22 protein-coding genes and 1 pseudogene are annotated in these 25,703 nt (G+C 44.6%); 19 read left to right on the top strand and 4 right to left on the bottom strand.

The features are described 5' to 3' along the window. Positions 1 to 21: 21 nt before the first annotated feature. From thiC to thiD, 3 genes and pseudogenes are all read right to left on the bottom strand, one after another. Positions 22 to 1,725 carry a phosphomethylpyrimidine synthase ThiC gene (thiC, locus tag BN4609_RS01955; RefSeq protein ID WP_068855107.1) on the bottom strand — a complete coding sequence of 568 codons (1,704 nt, stop codon included), beginning with the start codon at positions 1,723 to 1,725 and terminating at the stop codon, positions 22 to 24. A gap of 58 nt (positions 1,726 to 1,783) precedes the next feature. After that, positions 1,784 to 2,470: a thiamine phosphate synthase gene (locus tag BN4609_RS01950; protein ID WP_084791336.1), complete on the bottom strand. Its 687-nt coding sequence runs from the start codon at positions 2,468 to 2,470 to the stop codon at positions 1,784 to 1,786. Positions 2,471 to 2,518: 48 nt separating this feature from the next. Next, a pseudogene (gene thiD / locus BN4609_RS15535) lies at positions 2,519 to 3,346 on the bottom strand (bifunctional hydroxymethylpyrimidine kinase/phosphomethylpyrimidine kinase); the annotation flags it as partial. A gap of 605 nt (positions 3,347 to 3,951) precedes the next feature. Between thiD and BN4609_RS01945 the strand changes: the two are divergent. The 19 genes from BN4609_RS01945 to BN4609_RS01860 all read left to right on the top strand — a co-directional run bounded on the left by BN4609_RS01945 (position 3,952) and on the right by BN4609_RS01860 (position 23,413). Further along, positions 3,952 to 5,256, top strand: a complete 1,305-nt coding sequence (locus BN4609_RS01945; protein ID WP_021994240.1) for an MFS transporter — start codon at positions 3,952 to 3,954, stop codon at positions 5,254 to 5,256. A gap of 20 nt (positions 5,257 to 5,276) precedes the next feature. Then, positions 5,277 to 5,840 carry a bifunctional nuclease domain-containing protein gene (locus tag BN4609_RS01940; protein WP_068855106.1) on the top strand — a complete coding sequence of 188 codons (564 nt, stop codon included), beginning with the start codon at positions 5,277 to 5,279 and terminating at the stop codon, positions 5,838 to 5,840. Further along, positions 5,837 to 6,562 (top strand): 16S rRNA (uracil(1498)-N(3))-methyltransferase, encoded by a 726-nt coding sequence (locus tag BN4609_RS01935; protein ID WP_068855105.1) that lies wholly within the window; start codon positions 5,837 to 5,839, stop codon positions 6,560 to 6,562. Before BN4609_RS01940 ends, BN4609_RS01935 begins: the two co-directional genes overlap by 4 nt. A gap of 191 nt (positions 6,563 to 6,753) precedes the next feature. Beyond that, a complete protein-coding gene (locus BN4609_RS01930) occupies positions 6,754 to 7,260 on the top strand; it encodes a DMP19 family protein (protein ID WP_068855104.1) in 507 nt (168 codons plus the stop codon). A 17-nt stretch (positions 7,261 to 7,277) separates the two neighbouring features. After that, a complete protein-coding gene (gene smpB, locus BN4609_RS01925) occupies positions 7,278 to 7,757 on the top strand; it encodes an SsrA-binding protein SmpB (protein ID WP_021994236.1) in 480 nt (159 codons plus the stop codon). A 2-nt stretch (positions 7,758 to 7,759) separates the two neighbouring features. Then, a complete protein-coding gene (gene metH / locus BN4609_RS01920; RefSeq protein ID WP_068855103.1) occupies positions 7,760 to 10,513 on the top strand; it encodes a methionine synthase in 2,754 nt (917 codons plus the stop codon). Between the two features lie 17 nt (positions 10,514 to 10,530). After that, positions 10,531 to 11,394, top strand: coding sequence for a type I methionyl aminopeptidase (map, locus tag BN4609_RS01915; RefSeq protein WP_021994234.1), 864 nt, complete (start codon positions 10,531 to 10,533; stop codon positions 11,392 to 11,394). Between the two features lie 30 nt (positions 11,395 to 11,424). Continuing rightward, positions 11,425 to 12,453 (top strand): tRNA (adenosine(37)-N6)-threonylcarbamoyltransferase complex transferase subunit TsaD, encoded by a 1,029-nt coding sequence (gene tsaD / locus BN4609_RS01910; RefSeq protein ID WP_068855102.1) that lies wholly within the window; start codon positions 11,425 to 11,427, stop codon positions 12,451 to 12,453. A 10-nt stretch (positions 12,454 to 12,463) separates the two neighbouring features. Next, positions 12,464 to 12,976 carry a CinA family protein gene (locus BN4609_RS01905; protein ID WP_021994232.1) on the top strand — a complete coding sequence of 171 codons (513 nt, stop codon included), beginning with the start codon at positions 12,464 to 12,466 and terminating at the stop codon, positions 12,974 to 12,976. Positions 12,977 to 14,277: 1,301 nt separating this feature from the next. Then, entirely contained in the window at positions 14,278 to 14,541 is a 264-nt protein-coding gene (rpmB, locus tag BN4609_RS01900) for a 50S ribosomal protein L28 (protein ID WP_021994230.1), read from the top strand. Between the two features lie 4 nt (positions 14,542 to 14,545). Beyond that, positions 14,546 to 14,737, top strand: a complete 192-nt coding sequence (rpmG, locus tag BN4609_RS01895) for a 50S ribosomal protein L33 (RefSeq protein WP_021994229.1) — start codon at positions 14,546 to 14,548, stop codon at positions 14,735 to 14,737. Between the two features lie 12 nt (positions 14,738 to 14,749). Beyond that, entirely contained in the window at positions 14,750 to 14,908 is a 159-nt protein-coding gene (locus BN4609_RS15530) for a DUF4295 domain-containing protein (RefSeq protein WP_021994228.1), read from the top strand. A gap of 281 nt (positions 14,909 to 15,189) precedes the next feature. Further along, positions 15,190 to 16,077, top strand: coding sequence for a 4-hydroxy-tetrahydrodipicolinate synthase (gene dapA / locus BN4609_RS01890; RefSeq protein ID WP_021994226.1), 888 nt, complete (start codon positions 15,190 to 15,192; stop codon positions 16,075 to 16,077). A 139-nt stretch (positions 16,078 to 16,216) separates the two neighbouring features. Continuing rightward, positions 16,217 to 17,254 (top strand): iron chelate uptake ABC transporter family permease subunit, encoded by a 1,038-nt coding sequence (locus BN4609_RS01885; RefSeq protein WP_068855249.1) that lies wholly within the window; start codon positions 16,217 to 16,219, stop codon positions 17,252 to 17,254. A gap of 18 nt (positions 17,255 to 17,272) precedes the next feature. After that, on the top strand, positions 17,273 to 18,547 hold the full coding sequence (locus BN4609_RS01880; RefSeq protein ID WP_021994224.1) for a hemolysin family protein: 1,275 nt from the start codon (positions 17,273 to 17,275) through the stop codon (positions 18,545 to 18,547). 1 nt (position 18,548) lies between these two features. Then, a complete protein-coding gene (gene ligA, locus BN4609_RS01875; RefSeq protein WP_068855101.1) occupies positions 18,549 to 20,549 on the top strand; it encodes an NAD-dependent DNA ligase LigA in 2,001 nt (666 codons plus the stop codon). A 16-nt stretch (positions 20,550 to 20,565) separates the two neighbouring features. Beyond that, positions 20,566 to 21,243 carry a B3/B4 domain-containing protein gene (locus tag BN4609_RS01870; protein ID WP_068855100.1) on the top strand — a complete coding sequence of 226 codons (678 nt, stop codon included), beginning with the start codon at positions 20,566 to 20,568 and terminating at the stop codon, positions 21,241 to 21,243. 33 nt (positions 21,244 to 21,276) lie between these two features. Then, positions 21,277 to 22,107, top strand: a complete 831-nt coding sequence (coaW, locus tag BN4609_RS01865) for a type II pantothenate kinase (RefSeq protein ID WP_021994221.1) — start codon at positions 21,277 to 21,279, stop codon at positions 22,105 to 22,107. Positions 22,108 to 22,345: 238 nt separating this feature from the next. Further along, positions 22,346 to 23,413: an ABC transporter substrate-binding protein gene (locus BN4609_RS01860; RefSeq protein ID WP_241033169.1), complete on the top strand. Its 1,068-nt coding sequence runs from the start codon at positions 22,346 to 22,348 to the stop codon at positions 23,411 to 23,413. Positions 23,414 to 23,771: 358 nt separating this feature from the next. On the opposite strand, the gene BN4609_RS01855 is transcribed toward BN4609_RS01860, so the two are convergent. Further along, positions 23,772 to 25,697: a YgiQ family radical SAM protein gene (locus tag BN4609_RS01855; RefSeq protein WP_068855098.1), complete on the bottom strand. Its 1,926-nt coding sequence runs from the start codon at positions 25,695 to 25,697 to the stop codon at positions 23,772 to 23,774. Positions 25,698 to 25,703 lie beyond the last annotated feature (6 nt).

The raw sequence follows: 25,703 nt of genomic DNA, 5'->3' as shown, positions 1-25,703 counted from the left end.
ATAGTTCTGTTTATCCGTCATTTACTCGCCTGTCCCGTCACATTCCTTTATGGTCTGGCTTATGCGCATCGCGCAGAAATCGGGTCCGCACATCGTACAGTATTTGCCTCCCACATGGTTTGCCGTCTTGTAATATTCGAGTGCGCGTTCCGGGTCGAGGCTCAGATTGAACTGGTCTTTCCATCTGAACTCGTATCTTGCCTTGCTCAGAGCGTTGTCGCGTACAACCGCTCCGGGGTGCATTTTGGCGATGTCGGCGGCATGTGCCGCAAGTTTGTAAGTCACCACTCCGGTGCGCACATCCTCACGGTCGGGCAGGGCAAGATGCTCCTTCGGCGTCACGTAGCACAGCATTGCCGTGCCGAGCCATCCTATCTGGGCTGCCCCTATAGCGCTTGTTATGTGGTCGTAGCCCGGAGCGATGTCTGTCACGATGGGACCGAGAGTGTAGAACGGTGCGTTATGGCATTTCTCTATCTGCCGCTGCATGTTCTCCTGAATCTTGTGCATGGGCACGTGTCCGGGTCCTTCGATAAATGCCTGCACGTTCTTTGCCCATGCCCGCTCCACGAGTTCTCCCATAGTGTCGAGCTCGGCGAATTGCGCGCGGTCGTTGGCGTCGTATATGCTGCCGGGGCGCAGTCCGTCGCCAAGAGATAAGGCGACGTCATACCGGGCGCATAAGTCGCATATGTCATCGAAGTGCTCGTAGAGGAAACTCTCTTTATTATGCATCTGACACCATTTTGATATGATGCTTCCTCCGCGGCTTACCATGCCTGTCATGCGGTTGTCGGCAAGATGTATGTTCTGGAGACGTATTCCGCAGTGAATCGTGAAATAGTCAACCCCCTGCTCGCACTGCTCTACAAGTGTGTCGCGGAACAGTTCCCACGTAAGTTCCTCAGCATGCCCCTTGACTTTCTCCATAGCCTGATACATCGGTACGGTGCCTACCGGCACAGGACAGTTGCGTATTATCCACTCACGTGTTTCGTGGATGTTTGCTCCTGTAGACAGGTCCATCAGCGTGTCGCCTCCCCACTTACAGCTCCATACAGCTTTTTCCACTTCCTCCTCTATGCCTGAGGTTGTGGCGGAGTTGCCTATGTTTGTGTTGATTTTCACCAGAAAGTTAGTTCCTATAATCATCGGCTCGGATTCTGGATGATTGATGTTTGCCGGTATCACGGCACGTCCTGCGGCGACTTCGTCGCGTACGAATTCCGGGGTGATGTGGGTGTTGATGCCAAGCTCGGCACAGTTCATGTTCTCGCGGATGGCTACATATTCCATTTCCGGTGTCACAATACCCTGTCTGGCATAATACATCTGGCTGATCTCGCATCCTCGCTTCGCCCTCAGCGGCAGGGTGATGTGTTCAATGCGCAGGCTGTCAAGCGAGCGGTCATCACGGCGCATACGCCCATATTCGGACGATATCTCCTTCAGACGTTCCACGCCTCCGCGCTCCATAATCCATGGCTCGCGCAAGCGTGGGAGTCCTTTTCTCACGTCGGTCTTTATGCTCGGATCGCTGTATGGTCCGCTTGTGTCGTATATATAGACTGACGGATTTTTGCGCTCGATGCGTTTCCCGTTTTCTATCGATACTGTCGGCATCTGCTTTACGACACGCATTCCGACTTTGATTTCCGGATGGAGAGAGCCTTTGATATAGACTTTCTCAGAACCGGGATAGGTTATTTTTATGTTATTCTCCATTAATTTATGGTTTTTATTAAAGGTCTGTTATTAATAGGACGCAGGCTCTCCGATTGTTTTATAGGCATTCGCCTGTGGTTTTATTGTTCAGTCTCCGTATTACGTTCTTCATCTCTTCAACAGGGTGGTCTGAGCGTAATATGCTTCCGCTGAGAGCTATGCCTGACACTCCGGTCTGCATAAGGTCAGGAATGTCACCGATTGTTATGCCTCCGATTGCCACCAACGGCAGGCTGATGCCGGTTTTCCTCATCTGCGAAATAATGTTCTCATAGCCGTCCGCACCAAGCACCGGTGCAAGATTCTTTTTGGTTGTGGTGAATCTGAACGGTCCGCATCCGATATAGTCGGCACCTTCACGGGCTATGCGCTGTATGTCTTCAAATGTGTTGGCTGTGCCTCCTATTATGAAGTCGGGACCTGCCATCCTGCGCGCATCGGCGACAGACATGTCGTTCTTTCCGAGATGCACACCGTCGGCACCTGTCTTTATAGCCAGCTCTACATGGTCGTCTATTATGAATATGGCTCCTCTGCGCCTGCATTCCGGAATAAGCCTGAGAGCGGTCCGCTCTATTTCGCTTTCACCGGCGTCTTTCATGCGCAGCTGGATCCACCGGCAACCGCCTTCAAGAGCCATCATCGCAGAGTCGGTGTAAGAGTATTTCTCTGTGAAATGAGTTATGAACTGAAGGCTGACAGGCGCAGGACCGAAGGCTGTGCCTGAGAAAGCTTTTCTCTTAATGCCAGCACTTCCGTACGATACTCTTATGTCTTTGTCTGCCGTTATGTATGCCTCAGGTCTGTAAAAATGATTTACCGGACCGTGTCCGTTGCCGGTATGTATGTCCGCACCTGCCTTAAGAGCCTCCGTGATGTATTTTTTCGCATTCCTCACAGCTTGCTCAAGCTTCATCCCACGTGCGGCAAACGCAGTGATTGCGGACGAAAGAGTGCATCCTGTGCCATGGGTGTTGGCGGTTTCTACTGTTTCTGATGACAGGCATATACGCCTTATGTCGTTGTCCTCTTTAATGTACAGACAGTCTTTTTTCGTTTTCCCGTCAATGTGTCCTCCCTTTATCAGCAATGCCTTTACGCCTGAATGCATTATAGTCCCGGCATTCTCGTCAATCTCGCTGTAAATGTTGTCATCGCCGGTACTTGTTTTTCTGCCAGCCAGGACAAATGCTTCGTGGATGTTGGGAGTCACAATGTCAGCCAATGGAAGCAGACTCTCTTTTATTATATCCAGAGCGTCGGGTTGTATAAGCGGGCATCCGCTCGTCGATACCATGACCGGATCGACTGCAAGGAATTTTGGTCTGTGCCTTTTCAACGCGTCGACAATGGCGGTGAGAGTGGCGGCATCGTTGACCATTCCTATTTTTACCGCATCTATGTTTATGTCTTCCAGTACGGTGACAATCTGGTCATAAACAACTTGCGGAGGCAGTGCCTGCACGTATTTCACCCCCATGGTGTTCTGTACTGTTACTGCTGTGATGGCAGTCGCGCCATATACGCCCAATGCGGAAAAGGTCTTTAGGTCTGCCTGTATTCCGGCACCGCCTGACGAATCGGAACCGGCAATGGTAAGGGCTGAAATATATCTTTCCATCATCTGTTGTTTTTTGTAATATATTAATGTACATGTAAGATGGAATCAGTAGAAATGCATTAATGTGTTAATGCATGAAAGACATAATGTTACCAAAATCCCAGCGTCAGCATTATCTGTACTGGTGCAATGTGTATCATCTCAGCCATTGACGGAATGATTCCGTCTGGCACCACCTTTTGTGTACGTCTGCAAAGTTAAAGCAATAAAGTTTAAGTACAAAATTTTTGCGTCGTTTTATTCGTTCTTTCCGTTTGATTGTACTGTTTGTGCTTTACTCTGAATCGGTCATAAGAACGCCGATTCTACATTAAAGATTTATTGTCGGCTCTTCATCCCTCTTCCGCACTGCTGCCGTCATCTTGTATTCAGCTTTTTGCAGGTGTAGCGGTTATTTCAAAGGGCAAAAAGACACCATGGGTGACATTCACCGCTTACATGTAATCTGTGTATGTTATACATATTATATATGTGTGTTGTCTTGTAATCGGCATATTTCAAATAGAAAAATAAAGTGTTTCACAATAGGAAAAATTATTTTTGTTTATGTTGTATTTATCTTAGTTTTATGCTATCTTTGCGTTTGTGATTTAAATTTTTTGACTATGAGTTTGAAGGTAAGGCTTGTTGTGATGAACTTTTTGGAGTTCGCTGTGTGGGGAGCATATCTGACCTGTATGGGAAACTATCTCGGAACGGCAGGTCTCGGGTCGCATATTTCCTGGTTCTATGCCATACAGGGAATTGTTTCCATATTCATGCCGACATTGATAGGGATTGTTGGTGACAAATACATACAGCCTCAGAAACTGTTGGGATATTGTCACTTGCTGGCTGGTTTGGCAATGATGGGGTGCTGGTATATGGGTATGTCTGCCGGATTCGGTAATGAAATAAGCGACAAGGCGTCTTTCATAATGATGTATACACTGAGTGTGGCTTTTTATATGCCTACTCTCGCACTGTCGAACACGACGGCATTCAATCTTCTGAAAAGTCACGGGATGGACACAGTGAAGGATTTCCCGCCTATAAGAGTGTTCGGAACTATAGGTTTCATTGTTTCAATGTGGTTTGTCAATTGTGCCACATGGGATGACGGCTCTTTCTTCTTCTCGCTGGACGAGAACGCGCATAAGTTCCAGTACACATATATGCAGTTTCTTGTCTCAGGATTGTTGAGCATAGTGTTGTTTGCATATTGCATGACGCTGCCACAGTGCCGGATTGTAAAGAAAAAGTCGGTGTCGCTGATAGAAACGTTCGGACTGGACGCCTTCCGGCTTTTCAAGTCGAGGCGTATGGCATTGTTTTTCATATTCTCGACCCTTCTTGGCATGTCTCTTCAGGTGACCAACAGCTTTGCGGGACCGTTTATCACAAGTTTCAAGGGCAGTGAGATTGAGGAGATAAGGATGTCGTTTGCCGCCAATAATGCCACACTGCTGACATCTCTGTCACAGGTCAGCGAGGCATTGTGTATATTGATGATACCGTTTTTCATGAAACGTTTCGGCATAAAGACCGTGATGCTTATAGCAATGTTCGCATGGGTGTTGCGCTTCGGCTTCTTCGGGCTCGGCAATCCGGCTATGCCCGGAGTGATACTCTTTGTGCTCTCATGCATAGTTTATGGCGTTGCTTTCGATTTCTTCAATGTTTCCGGTGCAATGTTTGTAGACCAGAAGTGCGATGACTCTATAAAGGCTTCGGCACAGGGCTTGTTCATGCTTATGACAAACGGTCTTGGAGCGACAATCGGTACACTTGCTGCCGGTGAGGTCGTCAACCGTTACTGTACTTGGCAGGGTGCCTATTTGTTGGGTGACTGGCAGTCTTGCTGGCTCATATTTGCGGGATTCGCGCTTGTTGTCGGTGTCTTGTTTGCATTAGTGTTCAGGTCGGAATGATTTTTGTTGTTGAGTAGCGGATGGACAGGACGAGATTAATCTACAAAGGCATTTCGGGAATAGTCGGTACAGATAAAGTGTGTCTTGTGGTATTGACCGACGAGTCTGAAAGCAGGCAGATAACAATAGTGTGCGATTCGAATACGGAATTTCAACTTGGTATAAGAACAGGCAAAACGGTTCAGACAGACCGGTTGCTTCCTGAGATACTGCTGAAGCTTATAGACGTAAGTGTCAAAACATCTTTGGAAATGGTAATAGATGATATAGTGGACGGACAGTATAGCGTATCGTTGCATAATATCCGGACCGGAGCCGCGATGTCAATCAGAGCAAGCGACGCTGTGCTTTTGTCGTATATAAGCGATATCCCGTTATACATTGAAAAAGAAATGATGTACAGACAGAGCGTCGCCTACCGCAAGAACGCAGGAAACATGCCTATTCCTATAAACACGATAAGCAACGATATGCTTGATAAGGCAATGCAGAAGGCTATCACTGACGAAAACTACGAGCTGGCTTCGTTGTTGAGGGATGAGCGTCAGCGTAGGATAAACAATAATGAAAACAAACCAAGGTGAAGGAAACAAGATATTTTTATGTGCCCGATGCCGGGCTTTCTTCTGAACTTCCGGCAGATGAGGCTACACATGCCATACGTGTATTGAGGCTTAAGGAGGGTGACGAGATATTCCTCATGGACGGGTGTGGACACTATTTTACGGCGGAGGTGTCAGTCGCCTCATCCAAGCACTGTATGTACAGGATAAAGGAGGCCGTGGAAAAGAACAAAGACTGGAGCGGATACATACATCTGGCAATTGCTCCTACGAAGATGTCTGATCGTATGGAATGGATGTTGGAGAAAGCTACTGAAGTGGGATTTGATGAAGTGACGTTTCTCAATTGCAGGTTTTCTGAACGCAGGACGTTGCGGACTGACCGTCTTGACAGGATAATAGTATCTGCCATGAAGCAGAGTCGCAAACCATGGAAGCCGGTAATCAACCCGATGATGGATTTCTCGGAATTTGTTAAAAGAAATGATGACGGGCAGAAATATATAGCACATTGTTATAATGAAATAGCACGGAAAGATTTTTTCGAAGAGATTTCAAGACCTCAAACGTCAGACCGCATTACGGTGATGATTGGTCCGGAGGGTGATTTTTCTATAGATGAGGTGAGACAGGCTATGGAAAACGGCTATGCTCCTGTGTCACTCGGACGAAGTCGTTTGCGTACCGAGACAGCCGGACTCAGTGCTGTTATGATGTCACAAATAATATTAAGCAGAAGGTAGCTCTTCTAAGGTGCCGGTGTCTTGGCCGTCTCAACCAAGGCGGAATCTGTCTTTATGGAAACATTCACTTATATGTATTGTAGATGGAAATGTAGTCCGCTCTTTTTGCATATAGTTTCTGCTTTATTGACATTTTTGTTGTAACTTTGCAAAATAACAGTTATAATTCATATGTAGAAAATCATATCGTCATGAAAGAAGTCGTTATAAGAGAAACAGACATCGTTTCTGCTGCAAATGAAGGAATGGACAGTTTCCTTTCATTGTTTGTAAAATCAATAAAGGATTCTGTCGGTGGTGAGTTGAATGCAGAGAACATGGTGGAACTCAATGTTAACCAGATAACATTGCTGGCATACGACATCCTTCATGAGGAAGTTATGGATGGAGGTTTCGTCCAGCTCATACATAACGGGTACGGAGGCTTTATTTTTCAGAATCCTTTCGCAAAAGTGCTGAAGCTATGGGGACTTAGAGACTTGTCGAAACTTGTTTATAGTGGGAGAGCCCTGTATTTTGAACATAAGGACGAATTGGAAAAGGACTGTACGGACGAGGAATTTATGGCACTGTTTGAACGGTTTCCCGCGTTCGATGATTTGGATGATGACTTTGTTGAACATGAGGAAGAATGGACAGAACAGATTGCCATGTATGTGGACGTGCATATAAATGATTTCGCAAAAATAGAAAGATAAAGGGAAAGAACTGTCAGATGAACAAGGAAGATGAACTTATAAGGAAGAAAAGTCCTGTAAATATAAGAAACAAGAAAGCAGCATTTGAGTATTTCTTTATTGATATATATACAGCTGGAATTGTACTTACCGGTACGGAAATAAAATCCATTCGTTTGGGTAAGGCAAGTCTTGTTGATACGTTCTGTTATATAAACAACGGTGAGATATGGATCAAAGGCATGAACATTTCACCATATTTTTATGGCTCGTATAATAATCATGACAGTAAGCGTGACAGAAAACTTCTGTTGAATAAGAAGGAAATATACAAACTGCAAAGTGCTACAAAGCAGACAGGATTCACCATAATCCCCATACTTGTCTTCATAGACGGGAACGGACGGGCTAAAGTTGATATCGCGCTTTGTAAGGGAAAGAAGGAATATGATAAGCGTCAGACCTTGAAAGAAAAGGAAGATCGCAGGGAAATGGATCGTGCAATGAAAAATTATTGATTATGAATATAGAGGATGTCATTAAAGATCGGATTCTGGTTTTGGACGGTGCTATGGGTACGATGATTCAGAGCTATTCGCTTGAAGAGCATGATTTCCGTGGCAGCCGTTTCGTGAATGTGCCCGGAATAATGAAAGGCAATAATGACATGCTCAACATAACACGTCCTGACATAATATCCGATATCCACAGAAGATATCTGGATGCAGGTGCTGATATAATTACAACCAACACATTCAATAGTCAGGTCATTTCGCAAGAAGATTATCATTTGCAGGCTGATGCGCAGGAAATGGCATACGAGGGAGCGAGAATTGCGAGAGCGATGGCAGACAAATACTCCACACAAGATAAGACACGGTTTGTCGCAGGTTCGGTCGGTCCGACCAATAAGACGTGCTCAATAAGTCCTGATGCCGACAATCCGGCGGCAAGAAACATTACATATGACGAACTGTTCGATGCTTATTCCAGTCAGATTGATGCTTTGATTGAAGGCGGTGTGGATGCGATTCTGATAGAAACGATATTTGATACGCTAAACGCTAAAGCCGCAATCGCTGCCGCTGTAGACACAATGGACAAATCGTCCTGCCGTCTTCCTATTATGTTAAGTGTGACAATCAACGATCTTGGAGGAAGGACTCTGAGCGGACAGACGCTTGACGCATTCTTGGCAAGCATAAGTACGTTTCCTATATTTTCTGTAGGTGTGAACTGTTCTTTTGGAGCCGGACAAATGAAACCGTATGTCCGGGATTTAGCAAGACGTTCACCTTATTATATAAGTATGCATCCCAATGCCGGTATACCGGACAGTTTTGGTAATTATGACGACACACCTGAGAATATGGCATTGGAGATTTCCGAACTGGTAGATGATGAAATCGTGAATATTGTAGGTGGGTGTTGTGGTACGACAGATGCTTATATCTCAGAAATCGCATCTGTCGTGAAAGGTCATAAACCCCATATTCCGGCACCGCCCTGTAATAATCTTATTCTGAGCGGTCTTGATCGTCTGGAGCTTAACAATGAGGTTAAGTTCATTAATGTGGGAGAACGCTGCAATGTTTCCGGCTCGCGTAAGTTTCTGAGGCTTATAAAGGAAAAGAATTATGATGAGGCTTTGAATATAGCAAGGAAACAAGTGGCGGACGGCGCGCTTGTGATTGATGTCAATATGGATGATGCTTTATTGGACGCCTCTGCTGAGATGACAACGTTTCTTAATCTGATAGCGACAGAGCCGGATATTGCAAAAGTCCCCGTTATGATAGACTCATCCAACTGGGATGTTATAAAGGCTGGGTTGAGGTGCGTTCAAGGAAAGAGTATTGTCAATTCTATTTCATTGAAAGACGGTGAGACAAAATTTGTCAGACGGGCAATTGAAGCGAAGAAATATGGTGCGGCTGTAATCGTAATGTGCTTTGATGAAGAAGGACAGGCAACCGGATACAAGCGCAAAATAGATATTGCCGCTCGGGCTTACCGTCTTCTTGTAGACAAGGTGAAGATGTCTCCGTATGATATTATATTTGACCCCAACGTCCTTACGATTGGTACCGGAATGCCGGAGCACGACAATTATGCGGTAGATTTCATAAGGGCAACCAAATGGATACGTGAGAATCTGCCAGGAAGCCATGTGTGTGGAGGAATAAGTAACCTGTCATTCTCTTTCCGTGGCAATAATTATATAAGGGAGGCAATGCACGCCGCATTTTTATACCATGCCATAAATAACGGTCTGGATTTATGCATTATGAACCCGTCTGCCAATATCACATACTCTGATATCCTGCCGGAGCATCTGGAGATATTTGAGGATGTCATATTAAACAGACGCGATGGGGCGGCAGACAGGCTGATAGGCTTGGCAGAGAACATTGCTGGGGCAAATGCGTTGAAGCAAGGAACATGCGATGGGAAAGACAAAGCGAGTGTGCCGGAATGGAGAACAGGCGATGTAAACTCCCGTCTGGTGTATGCCATGACAAAAGGAATATCAGATTATCTGAATGATGATCTGACCGAGGCTATGGAGAAATATGACAAAGCCATTGATATAATAGAAGGACCGTTGTTGGAAGGTATGAATGTCGTGGGAGAACGTTTTGCAAGCGGTAAGATGTTTCTTCCTCAGGTGATAAAAACTGCCAGAACAATGAAAAAGGCTGTCTCGGTTTTGCGTCCTTATCTTGAGAAAAGCGGATCGGAACAATCGAGGAAATCAGGAAAGGTCCTGTTGGCGACAGTGAAAGGCGATGTCCATGATATAGGTAAAAACATAGCATCTTTGGTTTTGACCTGCAATAATTATGATGTAGTTGATCTGGGCGTTATGGTGCCTGCCGACAGAATAGCGAAAAAAGCCAAAGAAGATAACGTTGATGCTGTAGGTCTCAGCGGTTTGATTACTCCAAGCCTTGAAGAGATGCGGAATGTGGTCAACGAACTGAACAAATACGACGTACGGGTTCCTCTTCTTATTGGTGGAGCCGCAACCAACGAATTGTATGTAGCTATAAAAATAGCACCTATATACAAAGGATCGGTGGTCTGGGTTCACGACGCATCACAGAACCCGGTGTATTTGTCGAATCTGTTTAATGATGAGAAAAAGAACAGATTTATAAAAGACTTGAATGATAAGTATATGAAATTGCGTGAGGAATACGAAAACCGTAACACATGCAATAATATGTCTATCGATGACGCAAGACATAATAGACTTAATTTGTTTGATTAATATTATTTGTAACAGGTATGGTATTTGGTAAGAAAAAAATATGGCACTGTTTGCCCGGACAGGAACCGACAGAACTTGACAAGAAAGTGATGTATTGGGAGAACAAGGGCAAGGAAGTTCCGTCAAGAGACTTGATAAAGACACCGGAACAAATAGAAGGTATCCGACAAAGCGGAGTTATAAATACCGGTGTTTTGGATGAGGTCGCCAAGAACATTCATGCGGGAATGAGTACTCTTGAGATTGACAAGATATGCTATGATTATTGTGTGTCTCACGGAGGCGTCCCGGCATGCTTGGGATATGAAGGTTTTCCTAAGAGTGTATGTACAAGCATTAACGAGGTGGTATGTCATGGCATTCCCAAAGAAGAAGATGTGTTGCAGGAGGGGGATATAATAAATGTTGACTTTACCACGATTTATAACGGATATTACGCTGACGCATCGCGTATGTTCATAATTGGAAAGACATCTCCGGAAAAGGAACAGCTTGTCCGTGTGGCAAAAGAATGTCTGGAGATAGGGGCTGAGGCTGCAAAACCATATGGATTTGTGGGAGACATAGGACATGCGATAAAGAAGCATGCCGACAAGTATCATTATGGAATAGTACGTGATTTATGCGGTCATGGAGTAGGACTGAAATTTCATGAGAAGCCGGATGTGATGCATGTTGGACATATCGGTCAGGGCATGCTGCTTGTTCCGGGAATGGTGTTCACAATAGAACCGATGGTTAACATGGGCACATGGAAGGTCTTTATAGATGCTGACGACGAATACGGCTGGGAGGTCATCACCGGTGATGAGTTGCCGAGTGCCCAATGGGAACATACATTTGTCATGACGGAACACGGTGTTGAGATATTGACAAAATAAAAGACATACATTCATTAATATAATCAGAAGATGAGTAACGATATATATATATTAGGTATAGAGAGCAGTTGCGACGATACCTCAGCGGCTGTATTGCGTAACGATGTGCTGCTGAGCAACGTTACGGCATCGCAAAATGTTCATGAAGAGTACGGAGGCGTTGTACCCGAGCTTGCTTCAAGAGCCCACATGCAGAATGTCGTACCTGTGGTAAACCAGGCTTTGGTACGCGCAAATGTGTCCAAAGAACAACTGTCCGCCATCGCATTCACACGCGGTCCGGGCCTTATGGGCTCTTTGCTTGTAGGTGTCAGCTTTACGAAAGGGCTCGCCCGAAGTCTGGGAATTCCTCTCATTGACGTCAATCACCTGCAAGGACATGTGATGGCACACTTCATAAAAGAGAATCCTCAGGACGAGACTCATCCCCCGTTTCCGTTTTTATGCCTGCTGGTAAGTGGAGGAAACTCTCAGATTGTGAAGGTCAATGCATATAACGACATGGAGGTTCTCGGGCAGACAATAGACGATGCTGCCGGTGAGGCTATAGACAAATGTTCCAAAGTCATGGGGTTGGGGTATCCTGGCGGTCCGATAATCGACAGACTGGCAAGAAAGGGCGATCCTACGTCATTCAAGTTTTCAGAGCCGCATATAAAAGGTCTCGATTACAGCTTCAGCGGCTTGAAGACATCCTTCCTGTACAGTTTGAAGAAATGGATAGCCGAAGATCCTGATTTTATAGAAAAAAACAAGGAGAACCTTGCCGCAAGTTTAGAATACACAATCGTTGACATCCTGATGAAGAAACTGCGCATGGCAGTCAAGGAAACAGGAATCAAGCATGTTGCCGTGGCTGGTGGAGTGTCCGCTAACAACGGATTAAGAAACGCTTTCCATGAACATGCGGAGAAATATGGTTGGAATATCTACATCCCGAAATTCAGCTATACAACTGATAATGCGGCAATGATAGGCATTGTAGGATATTATAAATATCTGGACAAGGAATTTTGTTCAATAGACAAGCCGGCTTTTAGTAAGGTAACATTTCAATAAACAACATATTATGGAATTTGAGAAAAAAGTATTGAGCAGGGAGATTCAGCAATATCTTTATGAGTCTGGCTTGACATTGGGTACGGCGGAGAGCTGTACAGGTGGACGCATAGCGGAAGCGATTATATCGGTTCCCGGAGCTTCAGCTTATTTCAAAGGAGGAATAATATCATACACGAATGATGTCAAGGAGAATGTCCTTGGTGTGGATTCCCGGTTGTTGGAGGAAAAGACAGCTGTTTGCGAGGAGGTCGCAATAGCGATGGTTAAAGGCGCGCTAAATACGTTGAATGTCGATTTTGCAATATCGACGACAGGCGTAGCCGGACCTGGAGGCGGGACACACGATATTCCTGTAGGTACGATATGGATTGCTTGTGGTAACAAGGATAACATAGTCACAATGAAACTGGAGGAAGACTATGGACGTGACATAAACCTTGCGATAGCTACAAGCAAGGCGCTTCAGCTGTTCCTGAAGTATATGGAAGACAATAAAGACTTGTTTGAGGAGAAAGACTGATTTGTTTTCAGCTATCCTGCTCCGACTCATCTGCATTGTTTTTCCGGCATATTTACGGTGCCTCATGTGAAGTGCACTTGTTCTTTTCTTTGTCACTTTGCAGTCCTCTTTGTTTCCATGCTTTTATAGATGTGGTTCGCCATGTTGATGAGGCAGATGGAGACTGTGGGCTGTAAGGTGACAAAAAATTCTGGCTTCTAACAATATGCCGGTTTCCTGCTTTTATTCCGAATCATTCGTCAGACTTCATCCGTGTTTCATGAAGACCTCCGGCACGTTGTTGCCCTTTTTTATTGATGGCGAAATTTAACCGTACCGATAAGAAGTGGAAGACAAGACGACGGCTGCGGTGTGGTAGAGTGGAGGAGAGTATTAGCTTAAGTGCAAATGCGTGACAGACTCTATATCTGCCTATTCTAATTTAAGTGAATATTCCGATATACGGTTGAGAAATGCGGATAATTAATGTAGCGTTAAGTCGCTGAGATTCGCTCAAAGGCAAACTGTAAATAATCAGCCACGGTATGCGCGATTTTTTGGCTGGAACAATAATGTCTTAGATATCAGTATGTTGCGCTGATAACTTTCCAATATGGTTTTCTATAATATGTGGAAAAGGCTTTTTCAGCGTGCGGAAAAGCCCGTATCGGCATACAGGAAAGGCTTTATGGGAGTATGACAAAGGCTTTTCGATGTCGTGATTTGCATTCCGCAAGGTGCATGATGACATAAACTGTGGAAACGAACAGTAAAAAAGTGGAAATGGCGGATGCGTGTCATGATGTATTATTGGCGATATGATGAAATAATGAGAGGACCGGGCGTGATTATAGTACTGTATTTGTGCCTCCGCCGTTTCTGTTTTATGAAAATATTTTGTCAATATTTTTTACTTCCGGTCATGTTGGAATATTCGCCCTGAAAAAGGCGTGACATATCCGTACTGTATGAATATCTGCCGGTGATTCCCGATTCCGGTTTATGCCATAGAGCGGCATTTGTAGAAAGGCATCCGTAATTTTGGGGCTGGATTTCATTGGGATTCTTTCTCGCCAGAGCGCATTTACCTGTTTTCTGTATGTGAAGCCACGAATCATAATGAATATGTGGACTGATGATTGGTAGAGTGGTACGGTAGGTACGAGAATACCTCGTACAGAATGTTTGCGCAAGTGAAAATGAAAAAATAACTTAAATATACTGTTTTATTCATGTAAATATTTGGCTGATTATAAAAAAAATAATAATTTTGCAAGCTGTTTGGAATAGGTATCAAAAGAAACAAAAAAAGCAAATCAGCAATGTCGAAAATTTGTCAGATTACTGGGAAGAAAGCCCAGATAGGAAATAATGTTTCACATTCAAAGCATCGTACGAAACGTACTTTCGATGTAAACTTATTTAAGAAGAAGTTCTTCTATGTAGAAGAGAACTGTTGGATAAGCCTGAAGATTAGTGCAGCCGGATTGCGTCTTATCAATAAAGTCGGACTTGATGCCGCTCTTAAACAGGCTGTTGCTAAGGGATATTGTGACTGGAGTGATATAAAAGTTATAGGAGATTAATCAGATGGCATCAAAGAAAGCAAAAGGCAACAGAGTTCAGGTGATACTTGAATGTACTGAAATGAAGGAGAGCGGTATGCCCGGTACAAGTCGCTATGTGACTACCAAAAACCGCAAGAATACTCCAGACCGTATGGAATTAATGAAGTATAATCCTATCCTGAAGAAGATGACTCTTCACAAAGAGATAAAATAATATAATTAAGATATGGCAAAGAAAGCGGTTGCGACCCTCCATGAAGGTTCTACGGACGGGCGTGCATATACAAAGGTTATAAAGATGGTAAAGAGTCCCAAGACAGGTGCGTATGTTTTTGATGAGCGTATGATACCTAATGAGGATGTGAAAGATTATTTCAAGAAATAAATCAATTCGAATTTAAATAAAGGGGATTATGTCAGCGGACTGATATAATCCCCTTTTCTATATCAGGCTTGGTCTTACATGGATATGGCGTTTGTGTTTTTCCTGATGCCGCATATGTACGCGAAATGCACATGGTGGCGGAGTTCCGCCGGAAGCCGGTTACGCATATAAGTAACCGATGGCGTGGCGATATTTATCATTTATAATTTTTTTATTAAATCGGTTTCAAGGTTTCGTTTTTATATAGTATCTTTGCAGATAAATCGAAAGTATATAAAAATATGGCACGAAATATCTTCAAAGGTTTAGGAGTTGCCTTAATAACACCTTTTAAAGAGAACGGTGATGTTGATTACACTTCGTTGAAAAGACTGGTGGAATATCAGATACAGAATGGAGCGGATTTCCTGTGCATTCTTGCAACAACAAGTGAGGCTCCTTGCCTGTCGAAGGAGGAAAAACAGACAATAAAGGACTTTATTATAGATATAAACGCTAAACGTGTCCCGATATTAATGGGTTGTGGCGGATATAACACCAAGGCTGTTGTCGAGGATCTTAAGACGATGGACCTTACCGGAGTCGATGGAATTTTAAGTGTGTGCCCGTATTACAACAAACCGTCGCAGGAGGGACTGTACCGTCATTTTATGGCTATTGCGGAAGCAAGTCCGTTACCTGTTGTTCTCTATAATGTACCGGGACGTACAGGCGTGAACATGAAGCCGGAAACCACCGTCCGGCTTGCCAACGACAGCAAAAACATTGTGGCGATAAAGGAAGCGTCGGGAAATCTGGAGCAGGTTGACGAGATAATAAAAAACAAACCTTCCGATTTTGATGTCCTGAGTGGCGACGACGCCCTTACATTTTCCATGGTGGCGAGCGGTGCGGCAGGTGCGATATCCGTTATCGGCAACGCACTGCCCAAGGAGTTCTCCAGAATGATAAGGTTGGAGTTCAAGGGCGAATATGAGCCAGCCAGAAAGATACACCACAGCTTTACGGAACTTTACTCGTTGCTTTTTGTTGACGGCAACCCTGCGGGCGTGAAAGCCCTTCTTCATGAGATGGGATTTATAGAGAACGTGTTAAGGCTGCCGCTTGTGCCGACACGTCTTACCACGTTGCAAAAGATAACCCGCATTCTGAAAGCCCTGAAATTATGACATCAGTTCGTGCTGTCTGTTATTTATGGTTTACTGTTCTGATTTGTCAATAATATTTAAACTGTTCTATATATAAATATGAAAGATGACATCCCGATTCAGTTAATTGCTATCCTTTCAAAACTTTGACGAACGAGGTATGAAGGGAAACAATTTGTCGGTTCTTTTATTGGTTACCGGTATAATGGTAATGCTTGCCGTTAACCTTTTTATAGGATCTGTGAACATTCCTGCCGGGGAGGTCTGTGACATTTTAATTGGTAAAGAGGATGTGAAGTCCAGCTGGAGATTCATTGTCATGGAGTCTCGTTTGCCTCAGGCGATTACCGCAATCTTGTGTGGGGCGGCGCTTTCTTTAAGCGGATTGCTGCTTCAGACAGTTTTCCGCAATCCATTGGCAGACCCGTCTGTCTTCGGAATAAGTAGCGGTGCCGGATTGGGTGTCGCTGTCGTGACACTTTTGTTTGGCGGCAGCATAGTGACTTCCTCATTCAGCCTGTCCGGTTTTATGGCTGTTTCTCTTGCGGCTTTTCTTGGCGCCGCGCTCGTGACATTTATCATCTTGTTTGTTTCATCTAAAGTAAGAAACAGCATATTGCTTGTTATCATAGGCATAATGATAGGATATATTGCTTCGTCTGCCATCACTATGCTGAATTTCTTTGCAACAGAAGAAGGTGTAAAGTCGTATGTGGTGTGGGGCATGGGCAACTTCAGCAGTGTCTCTTCCGGCTATATGCCAATATTCTCCATTATAATAATACTGTCCGTAATCTCTTCTGCGCTATTGATAAAGCCTCTCAATGTTTTTATGCTTGGAGACGAATATGCGGAGAATCTTGGCATCAATACAATGAGATTGCGTAATGTTGTATTATTAATTACCGGAGTGCTTGTTGCTGTCTCTACGGCTTTTTGCGGACCTATAGCCTTTATCGGGCTGTCAGTGCCGCACATATCACGCATTCTTATGCGCACCGATGATTACAGGCGGATTTTGCCCGCGACGGTATTGACAGGAAGCCTGATGGCTCTTGTTTGTAATTTTGTGTGCAATCTTCCAGGAAACAGGGGCGTCATTCCGCTAAATGCAATCACACCGCTTATGGGGGCACCGGTTGTGATCTATGTCATAACACGCAGGAACAAGCTGAATTTAAATCAGAATATATATTGAAAAAGAAGTTATAGAAATATGAGTGAAGTGTTTATTATTATCGGACTGATTATTTTGAACGGAATTTTTGCAATGTCGGAGATTGCTCTGATATCTGCCCGTAAGTCGAAACTTGGTGCTGATTCGAAAAAAGGCAACCGCTCGGCTGAGATGGCTTTACAGCTTGCGGAGCAACCCGACAGATTTCTTTCCACCATACAGATTGGCATAACTCTGATTGGCATTCTGACAGGTATATACTCGGGAAATCAGATTGCACTGATAGTTAAAGAATGGTTCATATCTTTAGGCATGTCACCGGGTTATGCTCCGGCTGTCGCACAGACTTTAATAGTTATCCTTGTGACATATCTCACACTTATATTCGGTGAACTCCTGCCAAAGCGTATCGGTCTGTGCATGGCGGAGAATGTGGCAAAAGTCGTTGCCCGTCCGATGTATATGCTCTCGCGTATCGCGTCACCGTTTGTATGGCTGCTTTCAGGCAGCACTGCGTTTCTGTTCCGCGTATTGGGACTCAAGAGCAAGGAGTCTAAAGTTACGGAGGAAGAGATAAAATCAATAGTGAAAGAGGGGACGGAAGACGGAGAGGTACAGCCTGTTGAGCATGACATTGTTGAGAGAGTGTTTTTGCTTGGTGACCTTGAGGTGGATGCCATCATGACTCCGAGGAATGACATGGTGTGGCTGAACAACACCATGACATCCGAGCAGGTTAAGAAAATAATTGCAGATGACATGTTTGCCGTATATCCTGTTGCAGAGGGAGACCTGGATCATGTCAAGGGAGTCGTTTCTTTGAAAAAACTGTTTTTCGCTCTTGACAAACCGGATTTCAATCTTGACAATATCATTTCAGAACCGACATTCATATATGAGAACATGGATGTGTATAAGGCTTTGGAACTGATGAAATCACAGCATACGGCTTTCGCCCTTGTCTGTGACGAGTTCGGCTCGTGTGTCGGAGTGATTACACTGAAAGACATACTTGAAGGTCTTGTCGGAAATATGCCCGGCGAGCATGACAGTGAGCAGCAGATCGTGCCACGTGCCAACGGTGACGGATGGCTGGTTGACGGACAATGTCCGATGTTTGACTTCCTTAAATATTTCAATGAGGAGGAGCAGTACGAGAATGAGGATTATAAGACCGTAGCGGGATTATGCATCAGTACATTGGAACATATCCCTGTTTGTGGGGAACAGTTCGATTGGAAGATGTTCAGTTTTGAAATAGTTGATATGGACGGTGCCCGTATTGACAAATTACTTGTAAAGAAGAATGGATAATATGAATGATAAAGAGCGTATAGAAGAACTCAGACGCTTGTTGCATGAACATAACAGAAGATATTATATACAGAATGACCCTATAATAAGCGATCAGGAGTTTGACGCTCTGATGAACGAACTTCAGACTCTTGAACAACGTCATCCTGAATTATACGACGCCAATTCGCCTACACAGCGAGTTGGCAGTGATTTGAACGGTAATTTCGAACAGGTAGAGCACAAATATCCCATGCTGTCGTTGTCTAATACGTACAATGAGCATGATGTCGCTTCATGGTATGACAGCGTGAAGCGTGGGCTTAAAGGCGAGACGTTCGAGATATGTTGTGAGATTAAGTTCGACGGTTTGTCCATCTCACTTATTTATGTTGATGGAAGATTGATAAGAGGTGTGACCAGGGGTGACGGCATACATGGTGATGATGTGACAGCAAACGTACGTACGATACGCAGCATACCGTTGGTATTACAGCCTGGAGGTGACTATCCTAAGGAATTTGAGATACGTGGTGAGGTGCTCATGCCATGGAGTGTGTTTGAGAGGCTCAACTTAGAGCGCGAGAAAGCCGAAGAGCCTTTATTTGCCAATCCACGGAATGCGGCGAGTGGAACATTGAAAAGTCTTAGCTCAAAATTGGTTGCAAGCCGCAATCTTGACAGTTATCTTTATTATCTGCTTGGCGACGACGTTCCGTGTGACGGGCATTACGAGAATATGCAAAAGGCTGCGGAATGGGGCTTCAAGATAAGTGATGCCATGCGTAAGGTTGGTTCTTTAAGCGAGATATTCGATTATATAAGATATTGGGATGTGGAACGCAAGAATCTGCCGGTTGCGACAGACGGTATTGTATTGAAGGTAAACTCTCTCAGACAACAACGCATATTAGGGTATACGGCTAAAAGTCCCAGATGGGCAATTGCCTATAAATTCAAGGCGGAACGCGCTTGCACGAAACTTACTGACATAAAGTATCAGGTAGGGCGTACAGGACAGATAACTCCTGTGGCGTGCCTTGATGAAGTGCAGATTTCAGGAACTTCAGTGAGACGTGCGACATTGAACAATGAAGATTTCATGAAAAAAATGGATCTTCATATAGGAGATTATGTGTACGTGGAAAAAGGAGGTGAGATAATTCCCAAGATTGTCGGTGTGGCTTACGATAAGCGTGATGACAACATTAAGCCTGCAACCTTCATTACTCACTGTCCTGAATGCGGTTCAGAACTCGTGAGATATGAGGGAGAAGCCGCTTATTACTGCCCCAATGATTCAGGATGTCCTCCTCAGATAAAAGGACGTATCGAGCATTTCATTGCGCGTAAGGCGATGAATATAGATTCCATAGGTCCTGAAACAGTGGATGAATATTACAGACGCGGGCTCATCAGCAATTTCGCCGATTTGTATGAAATAAAGATAGAGGATATTAACGGTGATGGAAACAGGGAACGGTCGGCAAGAAAAGTGTTGAACGGTATAAATGCATCAAAGACTGTTCCGTTTGAAAGAGTGGTTTTCGCATTGGGAATCAGGTTCGTAGGTGAGACTTCTGCAAAACTTATCGCCCGCCATTTTAAGAATATGGACGCTCTGATGGAAGCTACAGAAGAAGAGCTGAAGGATGTTGACGGTGTAGGCGATGTGATAGCCAGAAGTGTTGTGGACTATTTCGCTTCTGAAAAAAACAGGATGATTGTGGAGCGTTTGAAGAAATATGGTCTGCAAATGAGTGTCGTGAGCTCTTCAGAAGATAATGGTTCAGATAAACTTGCAGGAATGAACATCGTGATAAGCGGTGTCTTCGCAAATCATACTCGTGATGAATATAAGGCGATGATAGAGAAGCATGGAGGGAAAAATGTATCTTCCATAAGCTCGAAGACAACATTTGTGCTTGCCGGTGAAAAGATGGGACCGTCAAAACTTCAGAAGGCGGAAAGTCTCGGAGTTAAGATTGTAGACGAAGATACATTCCTAAAGATGTTGATGTAATTGATTCGTATTTATTATGAGAATAATCGTATCTGAAGACATTAAAAACATATGCCCCGTTTTCGTAGGCTCATGTATCACGGCTACGGTGTGCAACACATCTTATAGTGATGCCTTGTGGGAAGAGATAAAGGAAACGTGCAGGATTATAAAAGAACGCTTTACGTTGGATGCTGTGAAAGAGATTCCTGCCATCGCTGCCACACGCGAGATATATAAAATGTGCGGAAAGGATCCTTCACGATACCGTCCTGCGGCGGAGGCTCTCATGCGCAGGGTCATTCAAGGCAAAAGCCTGTATCAATGTGATACGCTGGTTGACCTGACCAATATGGCAAGCATGATTTCCGGCTATAGTTTGGGAGCTTTTGATTCTGATAAGTTTCACGATGACACTTTGGTTTTGGGGATAGGACGCGCAGGCGAACCATATGAAGGCATTGGTCGCGGTATGCTCAATATATCGGGATTGCCTGTTTATCGTGACAGTGAAGGCGGAGTAGGGACACCGACAAGTGACAGTGAAAGAACTAAGGTCGGACTTGAAACAAGTCATTTGACTGTGCTTGTGAATGGATATGATGGAAACGAAAGCCATATATCAGAGACTTCAGAGCTTATAATCAGATTGCTTAAACAATATTGTAATGCGGGCAATGCAGATTATTATATATATAAATGTAATAAAGGTTAGATTTCCTTATTAAAGCAAACACGTAAATGTGATATGAAAATAGTTATTGGAATTGATGTAGGTATAAGTACGACAAAAATAATCGGAATAAACGAGGAAGGGCGTGTCTTGTCTCCTATTCGGATTAAGGCAACAGACCCGGTTACATCTCTCTATGGCGCGTTCGGCAAATACTTATACGACAATAAGATTCAGTTGGGTGATGTTGAGAAGGTTATGCTTACTGGAGTTGGGGCTGCATATATTGATAAGGCTGTTTATGGGTTGCCTACAGGTAAATCGGAGGAATTCATAGCCAATGGCTTGGGCGCACGATATGAGACGGGGCTTGAACGGATGATGGTTGTAAGTATGGGCACCGGAACATCTATTGTCAAGTGTGACCATGACGAGATTTTGCATTTAGGAGGTATCGGAATAGGTGGCGGAACCTTACAGGGACTGTCCAGACTGCTTCTGAATACGGATGACATTAAACAGGTTGCAACTCTTGCCGAGCATGGTGATTTGTCGCATATCAATGTTCTGATTGGAGATATCAGCAGGAATCCGCTGCCAGGATTGCCAATGAACGCAATCGCATCTTTATTTGGTAATGCCAAAAGTGATGCTTCACGTGAGGATCTCGCAATCGGTCTGATATGGATGGTTTTACAGTCAATATGCAGCGCATCTATCTTGTCTTCTTTGGAAAGCGGGATAAAGGAGTTTGTGATGATTGGTAATCTCACACTTCTCCCACAATGTAAATTGGTGTTTCCGGCTACTGAGAAATTATATGGGGTCAATTTTAGGATACCAAAATATTCGGAGTTCTGTACTGCCATAGGGGCTGCTTTATGCTATATTAATGAAAGGAAATAGCTTTTCCGGTAATTATACATTTGACCGCAACATGTTTTGTATGTCCAAAATTTAATTACTTCATCAAACATGAAAATATGACAGGTATAAAATAAATGTATGCGAGATTCATGGTATAGTATGCATAAATTGTTAGGTGGGTTAGACTGTTATCAATGAATTATACATGAAGTCACTTGTTTGTTTAAGTTGTATTCTTATTTTAGCTTTTCTCATATCCTGCAAAAGGACGGTATTAGTGAATGATACTTCACAATGTGATACTGTAGTGTTTAAATATGCTGACCATATCAGTATTGTTAAATATTCTGACTACTCTATTGTTGAATTGAAGGATCCGTGGAAAAAGGATAGGATATTGCACAGATATGTTTTAGTAAATAGGGAGGATTCTGCAAATATAAGGAATATACCGGAAGGCACACTTGTCTATATTCCTGTGATATCCGGTGTGGTATCTAATTCCCCACATTGTCAACTGTTATATTGGCTTGGTGTCGGAGACGCGATAAAAGGGGTTTGTGATAAGTCTTTTATTAGATTGGAGGAAGTGCGGGAAGGTTTGAAAAATGGTGATATCGCGGATTGCGGGAGTTCCATGATTCCTGCGATAGAACGTGTGATAGAACTTAATCCTCAAGTAATAATGCTTTCCCCTTTTGAAAACGCGGGTTATGGTCAGATAGAGAAAATTGGAATACCGATTATAGAGTGTGCTGAGTATATGGAGACATCTGCACTCGGACGTGCTGAATGGATGAAATTTTATGGATTGCTTTTTGGCTGTGAGGAAAGGGCAGACTCGTTGTTCAATGTCGTAGATAGCTGTTATAATGAGCTGATGGTATCTGCCGGGCACACAAGGTCGTATGGTCAGATTCTTACGGAACGCAAGACTGGCAGTGTGTGGTATTGCCCTGGAGGACGAAGTTCTATGGGAAAATTATTCCGAGATGCGAATATTGAATACGCTTTTTCTGATGATATACATAGTGGGTCTTTATCTTTATCACCGGAAGTGGTCATTGACAAGGCTGGAGGGTCTGACGCATGGCTTATAATGTCAGGTTCCGACAGACCGATAACACGTAGGGATTTATTGAAGGAATATCCCGGTTATGCGGAGATTAAGGCTTTTCGTAAAGGGGAAATATATGTATGCTATACTTCCAAGGAAAAATATTTTGAAGAAATATCATTCAGACCGGATTTCCTTTTATCAGATTTAATAAATATATTCCATCCGGACGTGCACTTGACTCAAGGCTTGAGATATTATGAACGTTTAAACGCAGGAGAACAATAGCCGACAATAGTTCTTGTCTATAAGTGTAAATACATACTGTATCACTATGCTCCGTATATTGTATGTATGACATTCATCCGTTTACTGATATTTATAACCCCGAATCGGTCATTAGACCGTCAAAATGTTTTTTTAATTGATTGCAACCCTCTTTATCCATCTTCCGCACTGCTGCCGTCATCTTGTCTCACGCTTTTTCTCGATGTAGCCCGCTACATCTTCGATAAAAGCAAGAACCAATCTGAATGACAGCAGTACGAAATAAGGATGAAGTCTAATAACCGATTCGGGATAAAACAAAATATGGCGGATAAAAGTCAATCCTGTTTCCGTCATATCCTGTTTGTATGCCGGTTGACTACCGGTTGCGTCTGTTTCTGCCTTTTGTAGTGCGTCCCTGTCGTCTGTCCTGTCCGGATGGTTCTTTTGCCTGCTTCCGCTCAGGTCTGTATGACGGTCTGCCACCGTATAATCTGCTTATGAGGTCGGGGCGACCTATCCGTCTAAGCTCGCTCTCTATGTTGCGTCGCTCCTCCGGTTTATACCAGAAGAAGAACATGCGCTGTGCCAGTTTTTCACGCGGTGACTTGGCACTGAACACCGGTTCGAGTGTGTATGGGTCGTATCCGGTGTACCATGCTTCGGTGCTTACAGTCATAGGTGTGGGAGTGAAGTCCTGCACCTGTTCCAGATGGAAGTCGAGCTGCTTGGTTTTTACGGCAAGTTCCGCCATGTCCTCCTCACGGCATCCGGGGTGGCTGCTTATAAAATAAGGTATAATCTGCTGGTTGAGTCCCTTCTCACGGTTTATGCGGTCGAATATCTGTTTGAACTTCTCGAACTGTGCAAATGACGGTTTCCGCATGTGTTGCAGCACGTGGTCGCACGTGTGTTCAGGCGCAACCTTCAGTCTGCCGCTCACGTGATTGCATATAAGTTCGCGTGTATACTGCTGTGCAGCGTGGTTGGTCTTCTCATCCTTGCTCTCATGCAGAAGAAGGTCGTAGCGCACTCCGCTGCCTATGAAGCTTTTCTTTATCTGTGGCAGGGCGTCGACTGCATGATATATGTCGAGCAGCGGCGTATGGTCGGTGTTGAGATTGGGGCATATCTGTGGGTGTATGCACGACGGACGCCTGCACTTCTCACACGCCTTATGGTTGCGCCCTTGCATGCCATACATGTTTGCCGACGGTCCGCCGAGGTCAGACAGATAGCCCTTGAAGCCGGGCATGGCGCATACCTGTCTCACTTCTTTCAGAATGCTTTCCTTGCTGCGGCACACGATGAACTTGCCCTGATGCGCGCTTATAGTGCAGAAGGCGCAACCTCCGAAACATCCGCGATGGATGTTAACAGAGAATTTTATCATTTCGTATGCCGGAATACGTTTGTTCTTATATTTTGGATGAGGCATGCGTGTGTATGGAAGGTCGAACGACGAGTCCAGTTCCTCGGTGGTCATGGGAGGGAACGGAGGGTTTACAACAGCGTAGAGTTTGCCTACCGCCTGCAGCAGACGGTGGGCATGCATCATGTTAGACTCCTCCTCGATGTGTCTGAAATTCTCTGCCTGTGCCTTCTTGCTGTTGAGACACTCCTCGTGGCTGTGCAATACTATGTCAACGTCGGTAATGCCTCCCGGTATGTCTTTCTCCCGGCTGAGATACACTGTCTGCGGAATGTCGCGTATGTCATCAATGCGTAAGCCGCTGTCGAGCCGTTCGCACAGCTGCAATACAGGTTTCTCGCCCATGCCATAGATTATCATGTCGGCTCCGGAGTCGCACAATATGCACCGCATGAGCTTGTCCTGCCAGTAATCGTAATGTGTGAGACGGCGCAGCGAAGCCTCTATTCCTCCGAGCACTACGGGTACGTCGGGAAACAGTTTTTTGAGAATCTGCGTGTAGACTATCGTAGGATATTCCGGTCTGCAGTCGTGGCGGCCGTCGGGACTGTAGGCGTCTTCCGACCGCAGACGGCGGCTGGCGGTATATTTGTTTACCATGGAGTCCATGCATCCCGGTGCGATGCCGAAGAACAGACGGGGACGCCCGAGTTTGCGGAAGTCGCGGAAATCTCCGTGCCAGTCGGGTTGTGGCACTATTGCCACGCGATAGCCGGCTGCTTCTAATGTGCGTCCGATGACGGCTGCACCGAACGACGGATGGTCCACATAGGCATCGCCGGAAAACAGTATTACGTCAAGTCCGTCCCACTTCCGCAGTTCCACCTCTTTTTTTGTGGTAGGCAGCCAGTCTGTGAGTTGATATTCTTTCATTATGGT

This window comes from Leyella lascolaii (assembly GCF_900079775.1).
Lineage (GTDB): Bacteria > Bacteroidota > Bacteroidia > Bacteroidales > Bacteroidaceae > Prevotella > Prevotella lascolaii.
Note: the sequence above shows the minus strand (reverse complement) of the source record. Positions and strands in the feature narration are given on the sequence as shown.

Excerpts from the sequence above, each read along its gene's own strand:
- thiC (WP_068855107.1), bottom strand. The coding sequence starts at position 1,725 with ATGGAGAATAACATAAAAATAACCTATCCCGGTTCTGAGAAAGTCTAT.
- BN4609_RS01945 (WP_021994240.1), top strand. The coding sequence starts at position 3,952 with ATGAGTTTGAAGGTAAGGCTTGTTGTGATGAACTTTTTGGAGTTCGCT.
- BN4609_RS01940 (WP_068855106.1), top strand. The coding sequence starts at position 5,277 with ATGGACAGGACGAGATTAATCTACAAAGGCATTTCGGGAATAGTCGGT.
- BN4609_RS01930 (WP_068855104.1), top strand. The coding sequence starts at position 6,754 with ATGAAAGAAGTCGTTATAAGAGAAACAGACATCGTTTCTGCTGCAAAT.
- smpB (WP_021994236.1), top strand. The coding sequence starts at position 7,278 with ATGAACAAGGAAGATGAACTTATAAGGAAGAAAAGTCCTGTAAATATA.
- metH (WP_068855103.1), top strand. The coding sequence starts at position 7,760 with ATGAATATAGAGGATGTCATTAAAGATCGGATTCTGGTTTTGGACGGT.
- map (WP_021994234.1), top strand. The coding sequence starts at position 10,531 with ATGGTATTTGGTAAGAAAAAAATATGGCACTGTTTGCCCGGACAGGAA.
- tsaD (WP_068855102.1), top strand. The coding sequence starts at position 11,425 with ATGAGTAACGATATATATATATTAGGTATAGAGAGCAGTTGCGACGAT.
- BN4609_RS01905 (WP_021994232.1), top strand. The coding sequence starts at position 12,464 with ATGGAATTTGAGAAAAAAGTATTGAGCAGGGAGATTCAGCAATATCTT.
- rpmB (WP_021994230.1), top strand. The coding sequence starts at position 14,278 with ATGTCGAAAATTTGTCAGATTACTGGGAAGAAAGCCCAGATAGGAAAT.
- rpmG (WP_021994229.1), top strand. The coding sequence starts at position 14,546 with ATGGCATCAAAGAAAGCAAAAGGCAACAGAGTTCAGGTGATACTTGAA.
- BN4609_RS15530 (WP_021994228.1), top strand. The coding sequence starts at position 14,750 with ATGGCAAAGAAAGCGGTTGCGACCCTCCATGAAGGTTCTACGGACGGG.
- dapA (WP_021994226.1), top strand. The coding sequence starts at position 15,190 with ATGGCACGAAATATCTTCAAAGGTTTAGGAGTTGCCTTAATAACACCT.
- BN4609_RS01885 (WP_068855249.1), top strand. The coding sequence starts at position 16,217 with ATGAAGGGAAACAATTTGTCGGTTCTTTTATTGGTTACCGGTATAATG.
- BN4609_RS01880 (WP_021994224.1), top strand. The coding sequence starts at position 17,273 with ATGAGTGAAGTGTTTATTATTATCGGACTGATTATTTTGAACGGAATT.
- ligA (WP_068855101.1), top strand. The coding sequence starts at position 18,549 with ATGAATGATAAAGAGCGTATAGAAGAACTCAGACGCTTGTTGCATGAA.
- BN4609_RS01870 (WP_068855100.1), top strand. The coding sequence starts at position 20,566 with ATGAGAATAATCGTATCTGAAGACATTAAAAACATATGCCCCGTTTTC.
- coaW (WP_021994221.1), top strand. The coding sequence starts at position 21,277 with ATGAAAATAGTTATTGGAATTGATGTAGGTATAAGTACGACAAAAATA.
- BN4609_RS01855 (WP_068855098.1), bottom strand. The coding sequence starts at position 25,697 with ATGAAAGAATATCAACTCACAGACTGGCTGCCTACCACAAAAAAAGAG.